The 24,334-nt window shown below is 29.5% G+C and carries 30 protein-coding genes; 5 read left to right on the forward strand and 25 right to left on the reverse strand.

The window, feature by feature from the left end; genetic code table 11:
- Positions 1–279: 279 nt before the first annotated feature.
- Positions 280–465, forward strand: coding sequence for a hypothetical protein (locus tag BHYOB78_RS07940; protein WP_013114691.1), 186 nt, complete (start codon positions 280–282; stop codon positions 463–465).
- Between the two features lie 110 nt (positions 466–575).
- Here the strand turns inward: BHYOB78_RS07940 and BHYOB78_RS07945 are convergent, their stop codons facing one another.
- The 25 genes from BHYOB78_RS07945 to BHYOB78_RS08065 all read right to left on the reverse strand — a co-directional run bounded on the left by BHYOB78_RS07945 (position 576) and on the right by BHYOB78_RS08065 (position 20,869).
- Positions 576–785, reverse strand: a complete 210-nt coding sequence (locus tag BHYOB78_RS07945) for a hypothetical protein (RefSeq protein ID WP_020063759.1) — start codon at positions 783–785, stop codon at positions 576–578.
- Between the two features lie 18 nt (positions 786–803).
- The gene (locus tag BHYOB78_RS13660) at positions 804–1,472 is read right to left on the reverse strand and encodes a GAT domain-containing protein (protein ID WP_020063760.1); all 669 of its coding nucleotides are present in this window, start codon (positions 1,470–1,472) and stop codon (positions 804–806) included.
- A 32-nt stretch (positions 1,473–1,504) separates the two neighbouring features.
- A complete protein-coding gene (locus BHYOB78_RS07955; protein WP_020063761.1) occupies positions 1,505–2,053 on the reverse strand; it encodes a hypothetical protein in 549 nt (182 codons plus the stop codon).
- 11 nt (positions 2,054–2,064) lie between these two features.
- On the reverse strand, positions 2,065–2,328 hold the full coding sequence (locus tag BHYOB78_RS07960; RefSeq protein WP_020063762.1) for a hypothetical protein: 264 nt from the start codon (positions 2,326–2,328) through the stop codon (positions 2,065–2,067).
- Positions 2,329–3,156: a hypothetical protein gene (locus tag BHYOB78_RS07965; RefSeq protein ID WP_020063763.1), complete on the reverse strand. Its 828-nt coding sequence runs from the start codon at positions 3,154–3,156 to the stop codon at positions 2,329–2,331.
- The gene (locus BHYOB78_RS07970; protein ID WP_020063764.1) at positions 3,149–3,751 is read right to left on the reverse strand and encodes a glycoside hydrolase family 19 protein; all 603 of its coding nucleotides are present in this window, start codon (positions 3,749–3,751) and stop codon (positions 3,149–3,151) included. Before BHYOB78_RS07970 ends, BHYOB78_RS07965 begins: the two co-directional genes overlap by 8 nt.
- A 96-nt stretch (positions 3,752–3,847) precedes the next feature.
- Complete coding sequence (locus BHYOB78_RS07975; RefSeq protein ID WP_020063765.1) at positions 3,848–4,186, reverse strand: hypothetical protein; 339 nt, start codon at positions 4,184–4,186, stop codon at positions 3,848–3,850.
- Positions 4,187–4,259: 73 nt separating this feature from the next.
- A complete protein-coding gene (locus tag BHYOB78_RS07980; protein ID WP_020063766.1) occupies positions 4,260–4,649 on the reverse strand; it encodes an ArsR family transcriptional regulator in 390 nt (129 codons plus the stop codon).
- Positions 4,650–4,652: 3 nt separating this feature from the next.
- Complete coding sequence (locus tag BHYOB78_RS07985; RefSeq protein ID WP_020063767.1) at positions 4,653–4,847, reverse strand: hypothetical protein; 195 nt, start codon at positions 4,845–4,847, stop codon at positions 4,653–4,655.
- 15 nt (positions 4,848–4,862) lie between these two features.
- Positions 4,863–6,782 (reverse strand): hypothetical protein, encoded by a 1,920-nt coding sequence (locus BHYOB78_RS07990; protein ID WP_020063768.1) that lies wholly within the window; start codon positions 6,780–6,782, stop codon positions 4,863–4,865.
- A gap of 9 nt (positions 6,783–6,791) precedes the next feature.
- Entirely contained in the window at positions 6,792–7,901 is a 1,110-nt protein-coding gene (locus BHYOB78_RS07995) for a hypothetical protein (RefSeq protein ID WP_020063769.1), read from the reverse strand.
- A 111-nt stretch (positions 7,902–8,012) separates the two neighbouring features.
- Entirely contained in the window at positions 8,013–8,465 is a 453-nt protein-coding gene (locus BHYOB78_RS08000) for a hypothetical protein (RefSeq protein WP_020063770.1), read from the reverse strand.
- A 1-nt stretch (position 8,466) separates the two neighbouring features.
- Positions 8,467–9,375 carry a hypothetical protein gene (locus tag BHYOB78_RS08005; RefSeq protein ID WP_020063771.1) on the reverse strand — a complete coding sequence of 303 codons (909 nt, stop codon included), beginning with the start codon at positions 9,373–9,375 and terminating at the stop codon, positions 8,467–8,469.
- Positions 9,372–12,827, reverse strand: coding sequence for a phage tail tape measure protein (locus BHYOB78_RS08010; protein WP_020063772.1), 3,456 nt, complete (start codon positions 12,825–12,827; stop codon positions 9,372–9,374). Before BHYOB78_RS08010 ends, BHYOB78_RS08005 begins: the two co-directional genes overlap by 4 nt.
- Before the next feature lie 4 nt (positions 12,828–12,831).
- A complete protein-coding gene (locus BHYOB78_RS08015; RefSeq protein ID WP_239650827.1) occupies positions 12,832–13,062 on the reverse strand; it encodes a hypothetical protein in 231 nt (76 codons plus the stop codon).
- A gap of 23 nt (positions 13,063–13,085) precedes the next feature.
- Positions 13,086–13,448, reverse strand: a complete 363-nt coding sequence (locus BHYOB78_RS08020) for a hypothetical protein (RefSeq protein ID WP_020063774.1) — start codon at positions 13,446–13,448, stop codon at positions 13,086–13,088.
- 67 nt (positions 13,449–13,515) lie between these two features.
- Positions 13,516–15,123, reverse strand: a complete 1,608-nt coding sequence (locus tag BHYOB78_RS08025) for a hypothetical protein (protein ID WP_020063775.1) — start codon at positions 15,121–15,123, stop codon at positions 13,516–13,518.
- A gap of 15 nt (positions 15,124–15,138) precedes the next feature.
- Positions 15,139–15,507 (reverse strand): hypothetical protein, encoded by a 369-nt coding sequence (locus BHYOB78_RS08030; protein ID WP_020063776.1) that lies wholly within the window; start codon positions 15,505–15,507, stop codon positions 15,139–15,141.
- Complete coding sequence (locus BHYOB78_RS08035; protein WP_020063777.1) at positions 15,504–15,974, reverse strand: HK97-gp10 family putative phage morphogenesis protein; 471 nt, start codon at positions 15,972–15,974, stop codon at positions 15,504–15,506. Before BHYOB78_RS08035 ends, BHYOB78_RS08030 begins: the two co-directional genes overlap by 4 nt.
- A gap of 1 nt (position 15,975) precedes the next feature.
- A complete protein-coding gene (locus BHYOB78_RS08040) occupies positions 15,976–16,317 on the reverse strand; it encodes a phage head completion protein (RefSeq protein WP_020063778.1) in 342 nt (113 codons plus the stop codon).
- Entirely contained in the window at positions 16,314–16,700 is a 387-nt protein-coding gene (locus tag BHYOB78_RS08045; RefSeq protein WP_020063779.1) for a head-tail connector protein, read from the reverse strand. Before BHYOB78_RS08045 ends, BHYOB78_RS08040 begins: the two co-directional genes overlap by 4 nt.
- Positions 16,701–16,711: 11 nt before the next feature.
- Positions 16,712–17,995: a phage major capsid protein gene (locus BHYOB78_RS08050; RefSeq protein ID WP_020063780.1), complete on the reverse strand. Its 1,284-nt coding sequence runs from the start codon at positions 17,993–17,995 to the stop codon at positions 16,712–16,714.
- A 13-nt stretch (positions 17,996–18,008) separates the two neighbouring features.
- Positions 18,009–18,650, reverse strand: a complete 642-nt coding sequence (locus BHYOB78_RS08055; RefSeq protein WP_020063781.1) for an HK97 family phage prohead protease — start codon at positions 18,648–18,650, stop codon at positions 18,009–18,011.
- Positions 18,637–19,911: a phage portal protein gene (locus tag BHYOB78_RS08060; protein WP_020063782.1), complete on the reverse strand. Its 1,275-nt coding sequence runs from the start codon at positions 19,909–19,911 to the stop codon at positions 18,637–18,639. Before BHYOB78_RS08060 ends, BHYOB78_RS08055 begins: the two co-directional genes overlap by 14 nt.
- 46 nt (positions 19,912–19,957) lie before the next feature.
- Entirely contained in the window at positions 19,958–20,869 is a 912-nt protein-coding gene (locus BHYOB78_RS08065; RefSeq protein ID WP_020063783.1) for a DNA-methyltransferase, read from the reverse strand.
- Positions 20,870–20,966: 97 nt separating this feature from the next.
- Between BHYOB78_RS08065 and BHYOB78_RS08070 the strand changes: the two genes are divergently transcribed.
- From BHYOB78_RS08070 to BHYOB78_RS08085, 4 genes are all read left to right on the forward strand, one after another.
- A complete protein-coding gene (locus BHYOB78_RS08070) occupies positions 20,967–21,395 on the forward strand; it encodes a P27 family phage terminase small subunit (protein ID WP_020063784.1) in 429 nt (142 codons plus the stop codon).
- A 5-nt stretch (positions 21,396–21,400) separates the two neighbouring features.
- A complete protein-coding gene (locus BHYOB78_RS08075; RefSeq protein ID WP_020063785.1) occupies positions 21,401–23,173 on the forward strand; it encodes a terminase large subunit in 1,773 nt (590 codons plus the stop codon).
- 207 nt (positions 23,174–23,380) lie between these two features.
- The gene (locus tag BHYOB78_RS08080; protein ID WP_020063787.1) at positions 23,381–23,620 is read left to right on the forward strand and encodes a hypothetical protein; all 240 of its coding nucleotides are present in this window, start codon (positions 23,381–23,383) and stop codon (positions 23,618–23,620) included.
- 482 nt (positions 23,621–24,102) lie between these two features.
- On the forward strand, positions 24,103–24,309 hold the full coding sequence (locus tag BHYOB78_RS08085; RefSeq protein WP_020063789.1) for a hypothetical protein: 207 nt from the start codon (positions 24,103–24,105) through the stop codon (positions 24,307–24,309).
- Positions 24,310–24,334 lie beyond the last annotated feature (25 nt).

Here is a 24,334-nt window from a genome sequence, read left to right on the forward strand (position 1 = left end):
CCTTCGATATTTCCTTATATTTTTTTATATATGTATGGGATACAAAATATTTTTTAATCTGATAAAAAAATATTTTTACTAAATAAAAAAGGAGGTAAATTATGACTTTTAATTTAGAAAAAGCTATTAGAGCAATATTTGTTATAGTTAATACCGTAATTGCTCTAATAGACATATTCAAAGATTAAGGTTAATACCTTATTAAAAGCACCAAATATAGAGCAATATATTTGGTGTTAAAATTATAATATTAAAATAAATAATATCAAGGAGTTGTATATGGCTAATGAATTAGAAAAAAAAGAAGAGTTAAAAAAAGCACCCAAAAAACTGCACTGGGCTTTTACAGCCCCAGAAGAATGTATTAATGAAATGAAAGACTATGCAAGAAAGTACAATATGTCTTTAGGCGAATATATAGAGGCTATTCATAAAAGATATTTAGAAAGCATACAAAAAAAATAATTTTATAAAAAATAGGGCGGAACTTTTTAAACTCCGCCTTAAAACATTTTATTGTTAGTAGAAAATGGCAGATTAGAAGTAATATTGGATTAGCAATTTCAAACTTTGATTTATGAAATAATAGCTATAAAAAACATCAAGCATCCATAAGCTAATTTAATAAAATAATATACTGATGTTTTTTCTTTAATAAGAGCTTTTAATCTATCTCTAAATGTTCCTTCTTTTTCATTCATAAACTTGTTATAGTATTTTAATATTCCAATAAAAGTAAAAAACACCATAGCACCTATTAAAAAAATTAATATTAATTTAAACATATTTACTCCTTATAATTTTTAATATACTGTTAAAGAATTATTAACTTCTACATTATCAAATCCGTCTTGATATATAAACTTTATATAACATGATGCAGATACATCGCTAAAATCTTTTTGAGATATATCTATATCTGTAGTTCCGCATAGATTTACAAAAGGATCATTGCTTATATTAAATACACTAAAAAATAAACTATCAATTATATAGCTTCTGTCACTAGATAAATTTTTATTAAAAAATGGTATTGCTGTTATTCCATTATATAAAGCATTTACTTGTATTTTAGGCAAATAAAAAAAACTTGCTAAATCTTTTGGAAATGTAACAAAAGATAAAGTATTGTTGTTTATCTTTTGAATAGGTAAACAAGTAAATAGTTCATAAACAGCTAAAATCATTTCCTGTTCGCTAATGTTTATATTTATTTCAGATATTTTTTTAATTTTATTGAATAATATCGACTTTGATGATGAACTTCCTTCATTTCCTAAACCATCAATTCTTTCTTTTAACTCATTTATACTAGAATGTAAATCTTTGATATTAGAAACAGGAGCTTCATTAGCCTGACCGCCTTTTAATTTTTCTACATTTGTTATTATTTGATTAATATCTTCAGCATATACAGTTTCTTCATTCTGCTGTGCAGATACTTCTTGATATTCTGTAGGTTTTTCAAGCATAATAAAACTCCTATTGTTTTTGTTATTTATTTTTATATAAGTAATAATTTGTGCCTACTTGTGCATTGTACCAAATCTGCCATTCTCCTATTTTTATAATACTTTCCTGATACCTCTTCATTAAATCCTGACGATTTGTTGCTGACTTTATAATAAATATTTCTGGCGGTGTAGAAAGCGGTACTTTGACATATTTTATTTTTGTACTGCATGAAGTTAATACTATTAAAATACTTATAAAAATTATTAGATATACTATTAAATGTTTCATATTCTGTCCTTGTCAGCTTTTCTTGGTCTATGCTTTTAATCATAGTATCAGAATTACTAAAACTATTTTGGAACTTTTCATTTTCTTTAATAAACAGTATCTCATTTTGAAGTGTTTGAGTTTGAAGCTCTAAACCTTTAATATTCTCCTGATATTGTGCAATCTCTTTTTCCTTTTGCCTTATAGTATTATTTTTATATGCTATAACTGAAAAGCATACAAAAACTACTAAAGCAATAATAACAGCAGCTATTATTCGCTTGCCTAACTTAGTTCTAAAAAAACTAAAAAACATTGTCGATGTAATCATTCTTACTCCTTTTATTCTTTATTATTATTTTTTTTATCATCATCATTATGATTATTGTTTTTTAATATCTTTAGAAAGCCTCTTAAATCGCTTCCCATACTGACACTGCTTAAACCTAAAACTATAATAAGCAATGCAACTCCCCAATCCTGAGCAGGAGTTAATCCTTTTATTACTATTAAATAAAATACAACAACCCATCCTAAAACAAAGCTGATTATGCTTGTATATATGCTTACTTTTTTATTGGCATTATGTTTGTCTATAAAACTCATTTATCTAACTCCATTATATTTTAAATTGTCGTGAAATATGCCTAGAAGAAACTTCTGCAAATATTCAAGATTTTCTAAAACTATTTCACTGTCTTTAATAGTTGTTTCAGTAAAGTTATTATAGATAAATACATCATAACTTTTTAATCTGTCAGCAGCAGGAATATTTTTAAGATTTTTCAAAAAATCCTTACGTTTCTCATATTGTGCTTTATGATTATTGTAAATTGATTTGTAAATATCTTTAACTTTGTCTAATATAATCATATAATAGAAGTTGCAGATATTTTCTAATGCCAATTTTTTTATACTTATAATATCGCTTTTAGATAAAGATGTATTATATATATCTATAATTTCTATTCTTTTTTCTTTTACATATTTTTCAAACTCGGACTTGTTTTTATTAAGTATATGATTATGTGCTATGTAGCTTATGATGTGACTTTGTACTTTTAATGTGCTTTGACTTATTATACTGCTGTATTCTTTATAAACTGTAAGCGATGTAATTTTATCATCATATTTAAACTTATTTTCATCTTTATTATCACCATTATAATAAGCTAATATTTCACTGTTATTTTTAGATTCTAATACAGCTAGTTCTTTTGGGGATTCAAAAGCATTAGATACTATTTTATTTTGATTCTCTATAGGTTTTTCTATATTAGCTTTATTATTTCCAAACTCTATAGTACCATCTTTAAGATTTGCTTTTAAGTTAGCTTGTTTATTATGCATAATAAGTTCTTTAACCCATTTCCCTATAATAAGTATTGTTGTACAAATACCTATTATAGATAAGGCAGTCAATATATCAGCCATTTGAACCCTCTAATATTTTTAATATTCTTTCAAATCTTTTCTGCCTATCCTCAAGTCCGTTGTATCCGCCGTTAATAAGTTTTGTAACTCCTTTAACATCGCCTTGAGAGGCTAAAATACCGCATCCTTTTTCCTGCCAAAATAATAAAGCAATCTCTACAGCATTATTAGACTCTTTTGCCAAATCTGGATTATTAACTAAATCAGCATTTATTTTTTTTCCGTAATTTCTATAATTATTTTTTCCAGTAAGCTGTATTATTCCTCTTCCTCTATATTTATAGCCTTCATCTTGGCCATTACCTAAACGTCCTCCGTAAACAAAATTAGCAATAGATTCAGCTCCCTGAAGACATAGTTTTTTAGCATTTTCTAAACTACCAACTCTTTTTTTGAAAACATCAAAAAGCCTTTGAGGAGTATATCTGAAGCTCTCTTCAAGCCTTTTATAATCATTACTTTCATGCGTAGTTTGTGCTAAAAACATAGCAGCTTCTTTTTTATCCGTAATATTGTATTTTTGAAAAGCATTATTTAATGGCATAAGCCATTTTATATTTATACCGATTTTATTTAATATATTTTCATTAAACATATATCACTCCTCTTTATTTTCTATATTGCTGTCGCTTTGCGTGCCTAAAAATCCCGCTATACTCCAGTATAGCGGCGGCTCATACTCGCTTATTATTTATCTTTCCTCTTTTTTTAATTCGTATACTTTTATATATTCAGTATTTGATTTCGGTTTTGCTATTTGAAGCGTCACTTCTCTTTGCTTTAATACTTTAATTTCTGTTTCTATATTCACTATAGCTTCGCTGTATTGATACGATGTATTCGCATGCATTGATATGTTATCTCCGTTATGCACAACTTTACCTTCATGTTCTTTTAATATTTTAAGAACACCATCTTTCATAGCCTCAATATTTTCGCTATTCTTTTTCTCATCATTTTTTAGCTTAATATATTTTTCTATTAATGATATTTCTTTTTTATTTAATTCTGTTATACTTTCCTTTGACATGTTTTATCCTTATATTGATATTCATACACTTATATAAAAAAATATAAGGATAATTCATTGCTTATATAAAAAATTATAAAATATATGGCATTATTTGTATCATTGATTCTTGAAGCTCTTTTTTTATATTATTCAGTTTTTGGGAAACATTACTCTGAGACATTTTTAATTCTTTTGCTATTTCTTTTTGTGTATATCCTTTTGACAGCAAAGAAAGCATTTTTCTTTGATCTTTTTTAAGTAATGCTATTATTATTCTTTTACTGTCTCTATCTTCTAGTTTTGAAAGGCCAAAAGTATATATAACATTTGATAGATCTATTTCAAATGCATTGAATGTAGCATCAGAATAAATATCATTATTATTTTTTTTATTTCTTATTATTTTTTTCATATCATCGCATAACTGTATGCATTTATCTCTATTACTGCATAAATTACAAGTTTTAGTATTTTTTTTCATTTTTTATCTCCATAAATTATTTATGTGCTCTGCAATTTTTATAGCATCATGAGTATTACAAATATTTGTAATATTTAATTCTTTTTTGGCTGAATCTATATCATGTTTCAATTCAATATATTCTGCATAATTATAGCTGTATGCTATATCTTCTACTGACATATTATCTATTGCAATAACTCCTAAACTTGTAATCATAATGCCTCCTAAAAATTATAATTGTCTTAGCTTAATTACATTATCAAATATATTGAGTTTGAGTATTTCACACTTGCAAGGCTTTATATAATAAGTGCCGTTTTCTCTTCTATATTCAAACTCTACTATATCAAATAACTTTAGAAAATCTAAAGTTTCATAATATTCAAATGTATAATACTCTTTTAATAAGTATCTGCTTTTCATTATTTCATTAGATAAACTGATAGTGTCTTCTTTTCTTTTTAGTAATGTTTCAAACTCCTCATGTGCATTTATTCTATGCCTTTTTTTAGCTTCCTCTTCAAAGTCAGTATTTTTGTATGTAGATTTTAATAGATCATATTTAATACTGCAGCTTGATAAATATTCACCTTCTTCTACCGTTTTATCAACTCTTCCCATGCAGTATTGTTTTATTTTATATTTAGCTTCATTACTGCGAAATCTTGTACTAATAAAATCTATTTTATTGTCATATATCTCTAATCTTCCTTGCTCTAAAAATGAAAGTTCTCCTATTAAATCAAGTGTAGTTTTTTTATTATCATTATCAAGCAAAATAGCTATTTCTCTTGAACGTTCTTCTTCAATCTGCCAATTTTCTATATTATAATTTTCTTTAATGTATGCTATGTTCTCATAATCTTCTAAAATCTCACGCATTAAAGTTAAAGATTTATAAGGAGGAATATCTATTTCTGCATATATTTCATATAAATTATCATTAGTATCTGTTATAGAATGTACTTGTTTATGTCCCCTAAAAATTAACTGACCTTTTTCTTTATCTAATGTCCATACTCTTTGGCTTCCTTTTCCATCATTATAGTCTTTGAACTCTGGAATAAATATTTCTAATTCTCCACTTATTACAGTTCCTTCACGTTCTATTATTTCATTTTCGCTTTCTGGTGTTTCTATAAAATATATATGCGGCTTCAATTTATTACCATCAAGTTTGTCATTTCTATTAACAATACTTTCTATAGCATGTCTTGATGTATCGCATATTTCAAAAACTACTTCTGGTATTAAATCAGGATTTAATATATCAGGAGTATAATATTTTATAGGTTTTAATTTTACTATAATGCCATGTCCAGCTGCTAAAGTTCTGCAGGTGTCAATAGTATCTTCCCCGCTTTGAACATTCTCTGGGAAGTTTTTTAAGTCTGAATATTCTTTTTCACTGAAAACATTTTTAGGAAGTTCAGTAGAAAAAGAAGCTCTTATATCCGATGCTGTTATTGTTACAGTTTCTAAAAAAGCATAGTCAGGCTTTTGAATAAAACCAGAGAATATAATTTTTGAATCAAAAAAATCGCTGCCGTCAAACACCTGCCTGACTAAAAATCTATTGCCGTATAAATTAATAAAATCATCAAAAAGTCCGTCATCATTTCTTAATGTAACAGACATCTCATTTGTTTGAATAGTATCAAATGCAAGCGAATCCCCTTCTATATCCGCTGTATCTATCTCCTCAACTCTAGGTTCTATGTATATATTATTTAATTCAGTAATTAGACTATTATTACTATCAAGCCATTCACGTGTGGAGAATAATCTTTTTATATTTATAATAATATTTTTCTTGCTGTAAGGAGTTTCAAAGTTATTAAAATGTATAGCTATATAATTTATTTTATTTTCTGTATATTGATAATAAGATTTATTTTGCTGATAAAGAGCTTCTAAAGAAAATACTTCTATATATCCTCTGTCATTGTCAACACTGATAGAACCTATATTAAATAAATTATATAATTCATTTTCTTCTATATTAAATAATTCATTAAAATAAGAATCTTTGTATAATGAATATATTTCATTAATACTTGCAACCCATACACCTCCAGAAGGTGCGAATATTAATCTAGTATCAGGACTAGAAATATCAAGTTCTATAATATTAGCAAAACTTTTAAGCATTCATATAACCTATTTCTGCATATATTCTATAACTGCTGAACCATTTTCTCCATTATTCATTCTTGTTGGATTACCATCCATATATCCGCTAACACCTCCAGCTCCTACAATAATTTTAATTTTATAAGAAACTCCTAACATATCTCTATTTATATCTACTATAGCAGCGGACCCAGAGCCGCCTCCTATAGAACCTTTGTTACCAATGTTATGGGCTATACCATCACCTCCGTTTCCGCCGCTTGCTAAACATTGGCTATTTAAAATACCGCCTCGACCAGGTGTCCCCTTATATCCATCTGAACCTTGATATAATTTACCTTGTCCGCTAGCTTGACCTGCTAATCCTGAACCTGTTGCTAATCCTGTCATTTTTCCGCAACCACCGCCGCCGCATGTTGTTATAGCTGCATCATTTATTAATACCTGAGAATTGCCTCCATTGGTAGCATTATGATACCCATTATCTCCTGTTTCTATTATGGTCATACCAGCACCACCACCGCCTGAAGTTATATGTACAGTTATGCTATTAACATCACTTGGAAAAGTAAACTCATGTGTACCAACGCCAAAGTTTACAGTTTTTCTTTTTAATGTTAATCCTTTCCTTTGAAAGTCATTAATATTCCAATATTTTTTCTCTACATAACCGCCTAAACTAGCATCATATTTCATTGACAATCTTAAATATTTCTCTATTATGATATTATTATCATTTTTTACATAAAATCCTCTATTTTCATAATCATAATTTGGAAAATCTTCATTTCCATTACTGCTTCCTGATGCTATTTCTACTGTCAAATAATCATTATTACTATCTTCATTATCCCTATGAATAACAAGTTTTATATATCTTAAATCTCTATTGCTATCAGTTATATTATCAATTAATTTTATAATTTGATTTGTTTCAAATAATCTTCCTTCAAACTCACAAATACTACCTGCTAAAATATCTGGAAGTTCTCTGTCTGTATCATTCCAATGATTTAATTTTATGCCGTCGAAGGCCGTGTGAAGCATACGCATTTTCTGCATAATAATATTCTGCAGTCTATAGCTGTTTAGTAAATTGCTTGGATTTTCTTCTGGTTCTTTAATTAACTTAAACATTAATACACCTCATTATTATACATATCAAAATAATTTATTATTGCTATGCTCAAACTCGGCTATAATCATAAAGCAAATAAATTTGCTTTATGCCTCGTTCTCGCTTTATTTTTAATAAACTTCATTATTATACATATCAAAATAATCTATTTCATAATATCCATTTTTGGTTATTACTAATGGAATATATTTGCTTATTCCTTCATTGTTGATCAAATAAAAACCGCCTAATTCTTCATTATAATAACAGTCTAAACTGTTTACTATTTGTGCATCTAGGTTTCTTCCGTTATTAATTAATTTTAATAGTATATATTTGCTGCTCTCATTATTTGTATTATCTTCCAATATAATATGATTTTTAGCTTCATATATTGAATAGCAAAACATACATATAGAACCTTTTCTTATAAATGGCATATTACTACTATTAGAAAAATCTATTTTTATTCCTTCAAATGCAGTATGCAGAAATCTTGTATGTTTTAATAATTCATTCTGTCTTTTATAGGCATTTTCAATAGTAATAGGTATGCAGGAAGGTTCATAAACGAGTTCAAACATATTATTTAATCTCCCTGAATGTTAATTCTGTATAATACTGATATAAATCATTTTTTGATTTTTTAAAATCTATTTTGTCATTAGTACATACATAGAGTCCAGATTTCATATAATATTTAGCTTTTGATATAGTATTATCTTTTACAATAGTTTTTGATTTAGCAGCGGTTGTTTTTTCTATTGTTTCTGTAATTATATTTGTTCTGCTTGCATATTTAGATAATCCGTATTTGCTTATATTATATCTTGCTGTTTCTATCTCCGAATTACCATTTTCTATAATCTCATCAGGACTTATTGTTTCTTCTATCCAAACTTGAAGAGCAAAAGGTTCAAAATTACTAATATCAAAAAAGTTTATTATTTTCTCTTTGTCATCATTAGTCAGATATGGAAAAGATACTTTCCAAGTATCATAGCTTTTAGCAGGAAGTTTTCTATGAAAATAATGACCTGTTAAAGAAAAATATTGATTATGAGTATAATTTATAGTATGCGTTTTGGTTTTATCATGCGGAGGAAAATCTACTCCTTCACCTAGTATTAAATATCCGCATTCAAGTATATTACCATCTTTATTTTCTTTGATAAAAGTTATTTTTACTTTTATAAACTCTACAGCAGCTATATTATGAATAGCCTGTTTATTTATAATATTAATATTATATATTAAAGTATTGTTTTTTATATCAATTATTTCTAATCTTATTTTATCAGCATTAGTATTAAATACAGCTATTTCATTTATAATGCCGTTTCCTGATAGTGTTAAACTTCCTTCAGTTTCACTTGCAAACTTTCCAACTTCAAGAGTTTGATAATTAAACATATTAGAAATAGGAAAAAAATCATCTTCACTAGAGAAAGTATATTCAAAATTATTAAAAATATTATCCCATAATAGCCTCATAATATTCCCCTTTGTGATACTACCTTGACTCCACGTTTGCTTAAATTAAGCATTGTGCTTGCAACTATCTTGCCGTCAAGCATTAAATAAACAGGCTGATTGAAACTTGTTTCTGACTGTGTATTTACTTCATATATTCCATCATTATTTTTTGAAGCTTCAAAAATCTGGCTTCCTATTTTTGAAAGTATTCTGTCTTCAAGAGGTATAACCGCTTCATCGCTTGCTCCCTCTCCGATTACAGCATTAATTCCTCCGTTTCTCCTCTCGACAAGTCCTCCTCTTGCCAAGTATTTAGGTTCTTGCGGTTTAGCTTGGGATAATGTTGACAAGTTAACAGATCCAGCTGCTATAATTCCAAGCAAAGTTGCATAAGCAACTAAGTTGGCAGGGAAAGGAACTGCCATTGCTGAAGCTAAAGCATTTATGCCTGCTTGTGCTATAGATGCTGTTGCCTGAGCCAAAGACATTTTCCAGCTTTCCATTTGAGAATTATATTCAAGCCTCATCTTTTCATTATTGTAGTTTTTTTCTACTTCCATTTGTTTGGCTTTGGCTTCTTCTTCTATTTGTATTTTAGCTAGTTCTTTTTGTTTTTCTTCAAGCTCAGCTTTTATTCTCTCTTGTTCATAAAGTCCTAGAGCAACTTTTTGCCTATTTTGTAATTGCTTTATTTCTTTTAATAAACTCTGCTTTTGAGAGTTTTCCATTATTCCTATAGCTTCAAGTCTTGCTTTTTTTTCTTCTTCTATCGCTTCTAATGCCGCTTCTTTTCTTTCCTCATTTTTTTCTATTTCAAACTCTATAGCCTGTATTTTCATTTCTTGTATAGAAGAATAAAAATCACTTGTATAGCCGATTGTGTCATTAAGCATTTGAAGCCAATTAGCACTAAAATAGCTTGCGAGGCTTTGAGTAGGAGTTTTCCAAAGCTCTCCGAACTTCTCTTTTAATATTTCTACTTGTTCAGTTGTAAGTTCTAATTCGTTTGTTATGCTCTCTATGCCGCTTCTTACTATTTCACTTTTCTGTCCTTGCTGTTCAGCTTCACTTACTTTCTCACCAAACTCCTCAGCAACTGCAACGCCTCTTTCATAAGCTGATATACTGTCTTCTATTTCTTTTACTAATTCTGAGAATCTATCAGTTTTTATGCTGTCTAATGCGTATCCATAATTATCACTTAAATACTTTATCTGATTAGTATTCAAGTTTAATACTGTGCTCATTTCTGTGAGTATAGCACCTACTTTATCTTTTTTAGCTTCAAGAGCTTCAGCATCACTGATTTCAGCTCCCATATTACGAAGGTTGCTGACTCTTCTGTTTTCTTCTGCCTCTGCTTTTTTTAGTAAAGCTAAATAATCTTCATAACTTTTTGTTTTATCTTTAGTAGATTTAGATAAATTATTATTCGCTTCTATCTCTTTATCTGTTATACTAATGCCGTCTATTGAAAGAGCTTTTCTTTCTCTAATATTTGTATTTAATTTAGTAATCTCAGTATTTAATGCCTCCTGCTTAGACTTCCATTTCTCTACTTCCTTTCTAGCTTCTTCTAATTTATCAGCAGGAACTGCTCCAGCACCATCTAATACATTTAAATCCTGATAGATTCCTTTCTCAAAATATTCTTTTGCCTTATTATACTCTTCAGTTACTTTTTTATAATTTTCTGTTGCTCTAGCTAGTTTTTCAGCTTCATCTGAAGTCATAAAATCTTCATCTTTAGCTTTTCTAGCATCTATGACGCTGTAAGCATCAAGCATTTTTGTTTTTAAGTTTGGAAATAAAGAAGTAAGTTCTTCTGTTAATTCATTTAATCTTTTTGTTTCCTCTGCATCAAGATTTTTTGCTTTTGCTAAATTATTATATTCTCTAAATAGTAAAGCTATATTATCAGCTTCTCTATTTAATCCCATTAAATCAGATGTATCTGCAGTAGAATTATCATAAAGTTCTTTTTTTAATCTTCTTATTTCTTGTCCTGTTTTATAAGCGTTTACTGCTAATGCTGCAAGACCTGCACTAACTGCTGTAACAATTCCAATAGGAGTAGCAACCATTACTGTATTTAATGCTTTCCAAGCTGTGCTTAATCCTTGAATAGAACTTGCTGATGTCTTTAATGTAGATACCGCATTTTTAAAATCTGATATAGTTTTCTTAGCTTCTGTTAATCCTTTTCCAAGTCCTACTATACCTTTTAATGCAGGACCGAAACCTGCTGCTAAAGAAACAAATCCTACACTTACAGCCTGCAAAGGTGCAGGCAAGTCGCTGAATGTTTTTATTAAAGATATAATAGTAAGAATCATTTTTTCAGCAATAGGAACTGCTTTATCTCTTATAACAGGAAGTAAATCTTCATTAACAACAGGAAGAAGGCTGTTTCCAAGCTCTATTACTAAAGCACTAAGTTCTGCTTTTATTTTTTCAAACTGTCTTGCTGGACCGTCATCTATTTTTTTGAATGCCTCAGCTGTAGCACCTGCTGAATTATTCATCTTATCCAAAGCATCTTTGAACTTACTAGCATTCTTTCCAGATAAAGCCAAAGCAGCATTTCCTGCCTCAACACTGCTGAACATACTAGAAATATCTTTGTTATTTTTAGCAGCGGCTTCGCTCATCATTTGAAGAGCTTCCTGAAGCGTACCGCCTTCTGCTATAAAGTCTTTGAAAGTTTTTCCTGTCAATTCTTCAAATGCAATAGAAGCAGCTGTACCTTCTTTATTAAGCTCAACTAGTGCCTGCCTAATCTGTGTTGTTGCAACAGATGTAGGAGTACCCTGTGCAGTCATTACAGCAATAGCAGCTCCTATATCTTCAAACTGAACCCCTAATGCTGAAGCGGTAGGAATGACATTAAATAAAGATTTTGATAACTGAGTGAAATCAGTTTTTCCTAGCTTTACAGTTTGAAACATTATGTCCGAAGCTCTATTAACATTAAGAACTTCTGTTCCATAAGCATTTGTAACTGAAGTAAGCCCATCCACTGAAGTTTCTAATTCAGCAACTCCTGCAATAGCCGCCTCTCCTGCAGTTTTTAAGAACTCAAATACATTTTCTCTAGGAACTCCTGCAGAAAGTGATTGATATAAAGCAGGTACTACTTCCTCTGGTACTTTTCCAATTTCTTTAGAAAAAGCCAAAGTTTCCTGCTTTAAAGATTCAAAACCTTCATTGCTTAATTTAGGAAGAAGTGTAAGAACCTCACGCATTCCATTATCAAAATCAGTAGCTTTTTTAGTTGCTAATGCAAAAGCTGTTGTTCCTGCCGCTATTGGAACAGTTAAACTTTTAGTAGCTAAAGAACCGAACTTATCAAAAGATTTTCCTATCTTATCAAAACCTCTTTCTAAGTCGGTTGTTTTATCTTTAAGTTTTCCGAATGCTTCAATAGCTTGGGAAGCATCTGCATATATACTAACATTTAAGCTGCTCATTTATTTAATTATCCGTTATTATTGTTTCTATTTCCCAAAGCCCTTGCTTTTCTCTTTTTATAGTTTTATTTCCCTGCTTTGTTTCCGTTACATTATTATCTGCCTTTGTTTCTTCTTCAACTTCGATTATGTAAGGTAAATTTAATGAAGCTGTATAATAGAGCAAAAGTCTTTGCAAACTCATCTCCATCATACAGTCTTCTGTCCAGCCATAACTATGAGCTAGATGTGCCAACAATTTTATTAGTTCTATTTTTATTAGTTTTCTTTTTTTTTATTTTTTGTATTAACCTCTTTTGTTTCTTTTGAATCGGTACCTGCATGAAGATAAGATTCAAATATCATATTCAGTAATTTTAATAATTGATCATAATTAAAATCTTCTAATATTTTTTCTCTATCTACATTTACATTTTGTCTTTCTATAATAGGAATTGCTATTTCATCAATCAATATTTCAGAATCAATACCCTCACCATTTCTCAATGCCTTAAAATAATTATTTACTTTAAGAGCCATTTTAAGAGGTAGATTATTAACATCAATTTTATAATCTCCAAGCGTTGCATAAACTGCTTTTTTATTACTAAACTCTTCTAAATCTGTAATTGCTATTTCCATAATTATTATTCAAACTTTCCCAAAAAAAAAAGATTATTGGGAAGCTTTACTTCCTCCTAATTTTTTATTAAGCTGCCACATTAATAACAATGTCTAATTGTTTATCTTCATTGCCTGCTTTCTTAGCTGTTATCTTCAATGTTACAGTTCCAGCAGCCTTACCTGTAATAGTGAATACTTTATCAGCATCATTGTATTCAACATCAATAAAGCCTTGTTCTTCTGGCTCTATTAAATATGTTATTTCATCAGCATTGCTTGTAAGATTTATTGTAGGTTTTTCTCCAACTCTTAAATCTAAACTTTCTTTGTTAGCTGATAAGGTGAGGGCTTCTACCACATTAATTGGTATGCTAAGTTCCATGTCTTCATTACCTGCTTTTTTAGCTATGACTTTTAATATACCATTACCTGCTTTTTTTCCTGTTACAGTAAATACTTTATCTGCATATTCAGCATCAAAATAATCCTGTCCATCTGGCTCTAATATTTTATCTATAGTATCAGCGTTACTTGTAAGATTTAAAGTAGGTTTTTCTCCAACCCTTAAATCTAAACTTTCCTTGTTAGCTGATAAGGTGAGGGCTTCTACCACATTAATTGGTATGCTTATTATTTTATCTTCACATCCAGCTTTTTTAGCTATAATTTTTAATACAGCCTTGCCTGCTTTTTTTCCTGTTATAGTAAATATCTTATCAGTGTCATTATATTCTGCATCAAAATAATCTTGCTCAGTAGGTTCTAAGCTATAATCTATAGTATCAGCATTGCTTGTAAGATTTACATTCGGTGCTTCACCAACTTTCAAATCTAAACTTTCCTTGTTTGCTTCTAAAGTAAGTTCATCTTTTATAACTTCATCTTCTTCATCATCGCTGACTGCTTGTTCATCTTCATAACATGCAAGCTGTTCTCCGCTTTTCTGACTGCCTGCTAAAGTTGCTGAAAAACTCAATTTTCCTATTAATACATCCTGTGCTTTATCTGAAGGGAAGCTAAACTCTAAACCGCCTGCTATTGAAGCCTGTGGTAAATATATTCTTAATTGTTTACCTTCAGCATTAGTATTAACTATCATTATGCATTTAGGTTTTATTTTAGAACTTTTTCCGCCTGTTGTCATACGAACCATTTTAGGCATTATTCTAGTATATGTTATAATTAAAGTATCTGTGCTAGGAGATATTTTACTATCTGTAATTTTTATTCCATTAGTTCCTATTTTTTCGTAGCTTGATTCTTCTATGAGAATATTTCCCATAGAGTTTTTCTTTTCTACTTTAGTTATTGTAACTTCGCTTCCATCTGCATTCTTAAATGGAACTTTTATTTCTTCACCTCTTTTATATGTATCTGATTCTACTATATACTCTTTTGTAACTTCTGTTTTACCATCATATTCGTCTATATTATCAATACCACCTCTTGCCATAGCATAGTTTTTAAAATTAATTTCTAAGCTATCAAGTGTTAATTCTATTTTATGTTCTGTTTGTAAAGTGGTTATAGTTCCTGCATTGTCGCTTTCTATATCCGCTGTAGACATAGTTTCTTTTAGAGCAATGCTGCGTGCCGCTCCTATGTCTATAAGGTTATCAAATCTATCTCCAATTAGAACCTTTGCACTTCCGTATCTTACTGTTCTTCTTGTTTGTACTTGTGTTTGAGTCATAAAGTCTCCTTATAATTAATATTTATATAATATATTTACTATGCTTACAGCTTGATAAAAATCTTCAGTATAATTATGTGTTTCATTTGAAACGCTGCATCCGCATATTTCTGTATCATCAATAATAGCTGTTAAATTGGTAAAATATTTGCCTATTGCTCTTTGTATATTCAATGCTTTATTCAAATCATTAGAATATACGGCTATTTGATAAACATTTCTGCCATATTCAAAATCATAATGCGGTGTACTGCTTATTAAAGAATAAACTATATATGTTTTATTGTTATCTATTTGAGAATCAGAAACGAAATCTAAATAAACTCCGTCTGCCTCTCCTTTTGTTATTTCTCTAAGTATTGTATATATAGCATTCTCAATCATTTCTTGTTGTTTGCCTTATCTATTGCTTGCTGTATTTTTTGTTTTATATATTCTTCTATAACATCCTTTTTACTTTCAAAAATAGGAATTAAAAGAGGCTGAGGAGGCTGAGAAACTGTCCCATATTCAGGGAAGCGTACATAATATCTATCTCCCTGTTTTTTATACCATTTTATTTTATTCTTAGATGGAACTCCGCCGCCTTTTTTTTCTAATGTTCCCACCTTTATAGCTACGGAAGTGTCGCTTCCTTTTGATGATTTTCTTTCTTTTACATCATAATATTTATCTTCACTCCAGCCTCTGCTTTTTGCCTCTGCATTAGCTTCTTTTGCTATTTCATTTCCTGCTTTCCTAGCCCCTGCTTTTATAGCCTTCTTAAAATCGCCTCCTAGTTCTTCTAAAGTTTTTCTAAATTCATCAAGTCCTTTTATACTTATAGAAGTTTTTCTGCTAACACCTGACATATTATTCGCTTTTATTATTTACCAATTTTTTTATTGTAAATATGCATTCTGTATTTTTATATGAAACATTCTCTCTATAAATCACTTCATAAATATCAGTTTCACGGTTTATTTTGGCCATCATTCCTTTAGTATCAAACTCTTTGAAATAATGAGTATGTACTTTTAAAGTTCTTTCTAAATCTTTTCTTTTACCTTGCTGTATATCTTTATATGTTATATCTTCAATTGAGCATTTTACTTTTCTTAATTCTTTTAATTGAGTTTTTCCTGTTCCGTTTCCATTATCTATATATTGACTGACATAAAAAGTTATAGTGTGTATAAGTTTGCCAACTTTCATAAAGTAATCTTTTTCCTTGCTATAGCCAATAATCTATGTACACCTTTCAAAGCTGTATCCTCACTTTGACTGGCTTCTCCTGTTTTGCTTTCAAAATAATGAGTAGCAAGTCCAAGAATTGCATACTTAACTTCAGCAGGGCAATCAATTCTTTTGTATTCTGTTTCATTAACTTTATTACAATAGCCGATTGCACTGTCTAAAGCCAATTGCAGTATATCATCATCATAGTCAATGCCTTCTAAGTTCAGAAACTTTTTGAACTCTGACAAAGTAACTACTCTGTCATCATCTTGCGACAGCATACCTTCGGTACCTGTTTCGACTACATTAGCAACATCAATGTCTATAGTGTTATCAATATCTTCAGTCTTGCTACTCATATATAAAAGCCTTAAGCTGCATACGCTTGATCATTTGGTAATAATCTTACAAAAGCCTCTTTTTTAATAGGTGCTCCATCTCCCCAATATCCTACTTGGAATCCTACTTGATTTGTTTTACTATATAGTTCATGCAGAACTTGAAGCTCCATAGATAAACTATCCATTATCCAATAATAATCTAAGTTTGCTAAGAATCCAAAATATTTTGTAGCTTCCAACTTATCTTCTATAAAGTCATTTTGTACAACAGGTATTCCAAGAAGAGTACTAGGCTGTCCTACCAAAAGACTTTCCTGCCAAATAGGGCGATCTTGTTTGTCTTTTAATTTTCTTAATGCTGCAACAGCTTTTCTATTAATCATCCATACAGCTCCGCTTTGGTATCCGCTTTTTAGTAGACTTACTGCATCTACTAATCCGTCATAAGTTATGGCAGCACTTGCAGTTCCAACCTTTATATCTCTATCAGTTGGAATAGCAGCTGCATTATCTGACGTCTGGGCGAATATACCCAAAGGTTTTTCTGTACCATTACCATACAAATAATTATATTCTAAAGTAGCAGATAATTTATATGTTATTCTCTCTTTTACAAAAGCCTGAATATCTATATTGCTTTGCATTATTAATCTTTTACTAAGTTTAACTAACTTAGTAAGTTGATTAGATTTCATCTCCCTTTTGCCGAAAGCCATAGCTTCATCTTCTTCAACTTCCGCTATTTCTGAAGTCCATGCTAGGTTATTTAAATCACTATCAAGTGTAGGTATTCCTATGCTTGAATACCCGTTCATAGCAGGAAGTATATGTGCTTTTTTTCTTATTTGTACTGCATTATCAAGGTCTTTTATAATGTCTTGTACTAGATATTGCGGGGCCACCGTGTACCCCCCTTTTTCCGCAACTCCTGCCTGAAGTGATTCTCTTATCTCCTTATTGTTCCCTGTTCTAAACCATCTAGTAACTTTAGCTCTTAATTCAGCTTCGTTATCATCAGAGGATGCATTATCTAAATTATCAGCTATATTTCTTTTATTCATAGAAGAATTAGTTTGAAGCGATAGAAGTCTGTCATATCTTTCTATCTCTTTGTTTCTATTTTCTACAACCTGCATTAAAGTCTCTATATCATTATCTAACTTTGATATATCATCTTTTTTAATTTCTCTCTCTTCTATACTCATAGAAGCATACGCATTTCTTTTTTGCATAAGTTCATCAATGCTTGTTAAAGATGAATTATTTTCATTTTTTAGTTTTTCTATTAAAGCTCTTAATTCTTCTGGTGTCATAATTTGATACTCCTTATTTATTTTTTATTTTTAGATATTGTATTTTTCGCTTATATTCCTTACTTCTATCTTCAAAGCCATCATTCTCTACAGGTATAGCTTTATCAGGAGGTTTTGGAATATATGCATCATTATTTTGATCTCTAACATTTGTTTCCGTATAAGCAGGAAATGTTACTAATGATATCTCATGCACAGTGATTTCGTTTATTTCACGAATTGGCATTCCATATTTTTTTAATGTTTCTTTGTTGTCAATCCAGTTTTCTCTTACTGCTTTAAAGCCGAAAGACATTTGCTTTATATCGCCTCTGTCTACGCTTTCTTTTAAATCCCTTGCCCAAGTAGTATTTGGTAAAGAAACTTCAAAATATAAACCCTTATCATCTTCTCTTAAAATCAATGTGCCAGCACTTTTTCTGCCAAGTACATATCTTGTGTCATGTCCCCAAAGACATACTTGATCGTTTTCTAATAATGATTTAGTAAAAGCACCTCTGTTTATACGCTCTCTAAATAAATTCCCATAAAGCGGCTCACTTAAAGAATTATATACAATAGCATAGCCTCTTAATTTAAGAGGTTCACCTTCGGTGTCTGTGCTTTTTTGGATATCAATATCTATACTTCTAATTTCATTATTATTCACTGGCATTTTTATCTTCCTCTTCTAATTTTTTATTTTTATCATTATTATTTATATTAAAGTTTTGATTGTCTTTAGTTTCTTCGTATACACTTTTTATTGGTCTTATTTGCTGAGAAACGAAATACTCATCTCCGTATTCATCTTCTACTTCATTAAGGTTTTCTTGGCTTCTCCATTCATCTCTAGTAAGAACACCATTATTGAATTTGATTTGATTTGCTTGCTGTCTTGTAAGAGTATCTCCTCTCAAAAGTCCATCCAAATTAAACTCTATATTATATTTTTTTCTTTCTAATCCGCTTAATAAATATCCGTTTAATGCTTTTTCTATACGAACGCACCACGGCCTTATGGTGTGCGTTACAAACTCTATACTTTGATGTTCTATATTATTATTTGTACTTCTGCTTAAATCGCCGATTAGATGAGGAGGTACACGGAACACTCGGCATATTTCTTCTACCGAAAATCTTCTGCTTTCTAAAAATTGAGCATCTGACAAGTTCATTGTTATAGGGTCTATTTTCATTCCTTCTTCAAGGACAACGATGCCTTTTTCCCAAGCTTCTCTGAAACTTTCTTTGAGATTTTGTTTAGCTTCTTTGCTTAATTGCTGCGGATGTGAAATTATAGGAACTTTTTTAACACCATTAGAAAAGAAATCTAATGCAAAATTATCTTGATAAAGTCCTGTAGTTATTTGCTTACGCATCATAGCTATCGGACTGTACCCTATTACTCCGTTCCATCCAAGCCCTGCTATATGCATAACTTGTAATGGAGATAAAGTGATTATTTTTCCGTCATCATAATATTCAAACATTTTATTTCCGTTTGAATCTCTATATACTTTAATTTTATTAGAATCTATTAAATAAAGTTCTGTTACTCTATTAAAATTGTCTCTTACTACTTCTACAAAACCATTGCCCTGCAAAAGTATTTGAGTTATTAGGCTTTCTATAAATGATACTGATGTGCATTCTGCATTAGGTGAGTCATGTAATAATCTATATAAGGAATGATCTTTAGCTTTTATTTTATTATTGCCATTTACTTTATATACAAAAAGAGGTAAGGTTGCTATTGTTTCAGCTATAACTCTCACACATGCAAATACTGTAGAGAAAGTTAAAGCTGTATTCGGATTGACTGCTGATAAAGTTTTATCATTTTGAATAGACAAAAAGTTATTACTGTCAATATGACTGAAATCAGGAAACAGCCACTTTTTTATATAATTCCTTATATTTTTTATAATAGGCATATATATATAAAAAAATATAAGGAAATATAAGTATTATTTAATTATATTATGCTATTTTTTCATTAATAATATCCTCTTGTTTATCTTGATATGCTTTACTTACTCTTTTTACTGCTGTATCAAAATATTCATCATCAAGCTCTATTCCTATAAACTTTCTATTAGTATTAATACATGCAACTCCTGTACTGCCTCCGCCCATAAATGGATCTAATATCGTATTATTTTCATCTGAAACTAATCTTACTAAACGCTCCATTAAAGCAATAGGCTTCTGAGTCGGATGCTGATATTGATACTGTTCTCTGTTACAACGCATAATAGATGTTTCTATTTTTCCTTTCTTTACCGTTTGAAATAGATAAAGACCGCTTTTATGACTTTTAAATTTTTTAACTATTAAATGATGTTCTCTTTTTTCTTCATAATTAAACTCTTTTATTCCTGTCTCTATATATTTAATAACATCATCTTTATATTTGCTGTTTAATGCACTCCTTAATCCTTTCCAAATATCTATTATTCTATCCAATTTATTTTTATTAATTTGATATTCCAAATAATCAACATGTGATTTTCTTAAATTAGCATTTCCAAAACTGCGAAAAGAAATATCTTCATGTATTCTTAAAAAATTATGTAAAAAATTAGATGCATTATTTTTTTCCCATACAGCAGTTTCTTTAAACTTAAAACCTAATTTGTCAAGCATTAAGTTCCATCTAAAAAATGCATCTCCTCTTCCAAAGAATGCTATCATAGAATTATTTTTTAATAATCTTTTCCATTCTCCAAATACTTTATCTTCATTAAAAGGTATATCTAGTTTATGCTTTAAATATAAATACGGAGGATCTGATATTACAGCATTTATAGAATTGCTTTCTAATTCTTCCATAACCTCTTCGCAATTCCCTTTTATTAAAGTACAGTTTCCAATAACAACTTTTCTAAACATAAAAGCTCCTGAATTATTTTTTTATTATAGTTATAAAATATTATATTACTTATTATTAATGTAGATTTTTAACTAAAATATACTGTTAGGAGTATGAATGCCTGATAAAGCTAAAAAAGCCACAAAAAACGCCAAAAATAAGCCAAAAAAAGCCGTTATAATACCAAATCCGCCAGAATATTTTAGTGGGTATTCTTTAAAAAAATGGGAGGAACTTGCTCCTATTTTTGATGAAAAAAATATGCTTGGAGAAGCTGATTTATCAGCATTTGAACTTTTATGCCTACATTATGGTGATGCTATGAATCTTTATAAAGCTATGATTAATGAAGGCGGTTCTATAGCAGGCTATTTAGCAGGTAAAAACTCTCAAACTATGGGTGAATATTTAGCATATCATAAAGCCATAACAGCATATACAAAAATGCTTACTGAGTTTGGTTTAACTCCTGCTTCCAAAAAGAAAGTTCCTACACCTGATACTATAGAAGAGGATGATCCGCTTGAAAAAATGATAAATGGTTAAATATGATGTATACTTATAAAGAATATATCAATAAAGTTATAAATAAAGAATTACCAGTCTGTCAAGCTGCTTTTTTATCTGTGAAAAGGCATTTGGACGATATAGAAAAATCAAAAAATAATGATTATCCTTTTTATTTTGATGATAACGAAGCTAAACGTCCTATTATGTTTATACAATCTTTAGTACATACAAAAGGAGAATGGGCAAATCATAATATTATATTAGAATCTTGGGAACAATTTATAATAGCAAGCATATTCGGATGGAGGAGAAAGGAAAATAATTTAAGAAGATTTAAAAAGGCTTATGTTCAGGTAAGTAGGAAAAATGGAAAAACAACTTTTGCATCTGGCATTGGTAATTATTGTTTTTTCTGCGACAGTCCTGCAGAGGCTGGAGTTGAAATATACTATATAGCTACTAAAAAAGATCAAGCGAAAATTGCTTGGAGTGAAAGCGAAAGGCAAATAAGAAAAGCAAAAGCTCTTAATAAAGAAGCGATTACATATAAACAAACTTCTACAATTACAAAGAAAAAAGATACTGCCTCAAAATCAAAACCATTAGGACAGGATAGCAATACTGAAGACGGATTAAATCCGCATTTAGTTATAGTAGATGAATACCATGCACATCCTGATAATGAATTATTAAATGTTCTTGAATCTGGAATGGGAGCTAGAAGGCAGCCTCTTATATTTATAATTACTACTGCTGGATTTGATAAATCTTCAGTATGTTTCTCTGAATATGAATATGCAAAAAAAATATTAGATGGTTCAAATACTAATGAAGAATATTTTACAATAATATATGAACCTGATGACATCAATGATATTTGGGTATTTATGTCTGAATATAAAGAAAAATTAAATAAAAATGAAGATATTTCAAAGCAGGAAAAATTAATAAATAAAATTATTTTTCAAGCTAATCCTAATATAAATGTTTCTGTAAAAGACAGTTACCTAAAATCTAGGCTTTTAGAAGGACTAGATAAACCTATTCAGAGAACTGATATACTTACAAAGAACTTGAATGTTTGGACACAGGCGAGTGAAGTTTGGATTTCTTCTGACAGGTGGCTTAAATCTTATTTACATCAAAATATAAATATAAATGAATTAAAAGGCAGAAAAGCCTGCATAGGTTTGGATTTAGCAACAACAAGAGATATAGCGGCCTATGTTTTATGTTTTGATTCTATTGATAATGGTCCATATATACTTCTGCCTCGCTTCTTTATGCCTAAAGAAAATATAAGGCAGCGTTCTAAAGAGGACAGAGTACCTTATGAATTATGGGCTTCTCAAGGTTTAATTACTTTAACAAATGGTGATATAATAGATTTTGATGTTATAGAATCTTCAATCTTAAATGATGCCAGAAATTTTGAAATTATAGAAATAGCTTATGACCCTTGGAAAGCTATTGAAGTAGTTACTCATCTAAAAAAAGAAGGTTTTAAGATGACTGAGATAAGACAATCTTTTGCAGTTGGTGGTTTATCTGAAGGAACTTCTTTATTTGAAAAAACTATAGATGAACGCAAACTTCTACATGGCGATAATGCGGTTCTTAATTGGATGATAAGCTGCTGTGAAGCTAGAACGGATGGAAGAGATAATTATCTGCCTACTAAGCCTGATAGAAGAAGATCATATAAAAGAATAGATGGTGTTGTAGCCTCTATTATGGCTCTTCATAGAGTGATTAAAAATCATTTTGAAGATACGAAAAGTATTTATGAAAGTGAAGGTGTATTTACCTTATAATCTGGATACTTTATATATACTGTTGCATTATATTCTATTATATCTGCATATAGATTATCATTATTTAATAATTTCATTATTTCTTTTGTAGTATCTTCATTATTGTTTTTTATTATTGTTAATTCTTTTTAAATTGCCAAATTGTTAAATTGGTTATTTTTATAATTTTTTATAAATAAATAATATAATTCAAAAAAGGAGATTTTAATGGATTCTAGAAATGGTATTACTATTAATTTTAATCAAGATATATATAGATGGATTGTAAAAATGGTTGAAAAAGCTAAGGCAGATCCTCTAAATTATTCTAATTCTACATTTGGAGGTTTTGTGCAGGCTTGTGTTGCAAAAGCTAAAAAAGAGTACGAGGAAAAAGAAAGCGAAATACAAAAATTAAATAAAAGAGTATTGGAATTAGAAAATAAAATTAAAGAATTAGAAAAATGATATTGATACCCCCTAATAAAAAAGTTATCGCCATGTATAAAAGACTCCCCACTCGTTGCACCACTTAAAAGCTTGTAGAGATTTTACCCACCCCCGCCAAGCAAATATAAATCACTTATAATTTTATTAAATAAAAAAATTAAAAAAAATTATTTTTTTTATGAAATTACTATTGACTTTTTGAATAATATCGAGTATAATCAAAATATAAACAACAATGGAGGTGATGCTATGTGAATATTATTGAACTGCTAACCGCAATTACTAATTTGTTGACAGCTATAATAATTGCGGTTACGACTTTTAAGAATAGGAAATAATTCTTAAAAGTGTCCAAACGGGGTGGGTTCACATTCCCGCTCCCTTTGGATATTATAAAATATATATATAAAGGAGTCAAGTATGTTAGAAAAAATTACTTGGGTAATATCCATAAGTGCTTTATGTATAAGCATATTTAATTTAATAATGGTGTTAACAGTATGGAAAAAAAAATAACAGAAAATAGAGGCGGTAAAAGAGAAGGTGCAGGACGTCCTTTTGTAGATAAAGAGAAAGGAAAAATGCATACACATGGTATTACTATGCATGATGATATCTGGAAAGATATAGTAAATGAAGCTAAAAAATTAGATTTATCAGCAAGTCAATATATAGTAATGCTGCACCAAAAAAACATGAAAAATTAAACCACTGCGTAAGCCTTTACGGCAG

Origin of the sequence: Brachyspira hyodysenteriae ATCC 27164 (assembly GCF_001676785.2) — a bacterium.
GTDB lineage: Bacteria > Spirochaetota > Brachyspiria > Brachyspirales > Brachyspiraceae > Brachyspira > Brachyspira hyodysenteriae.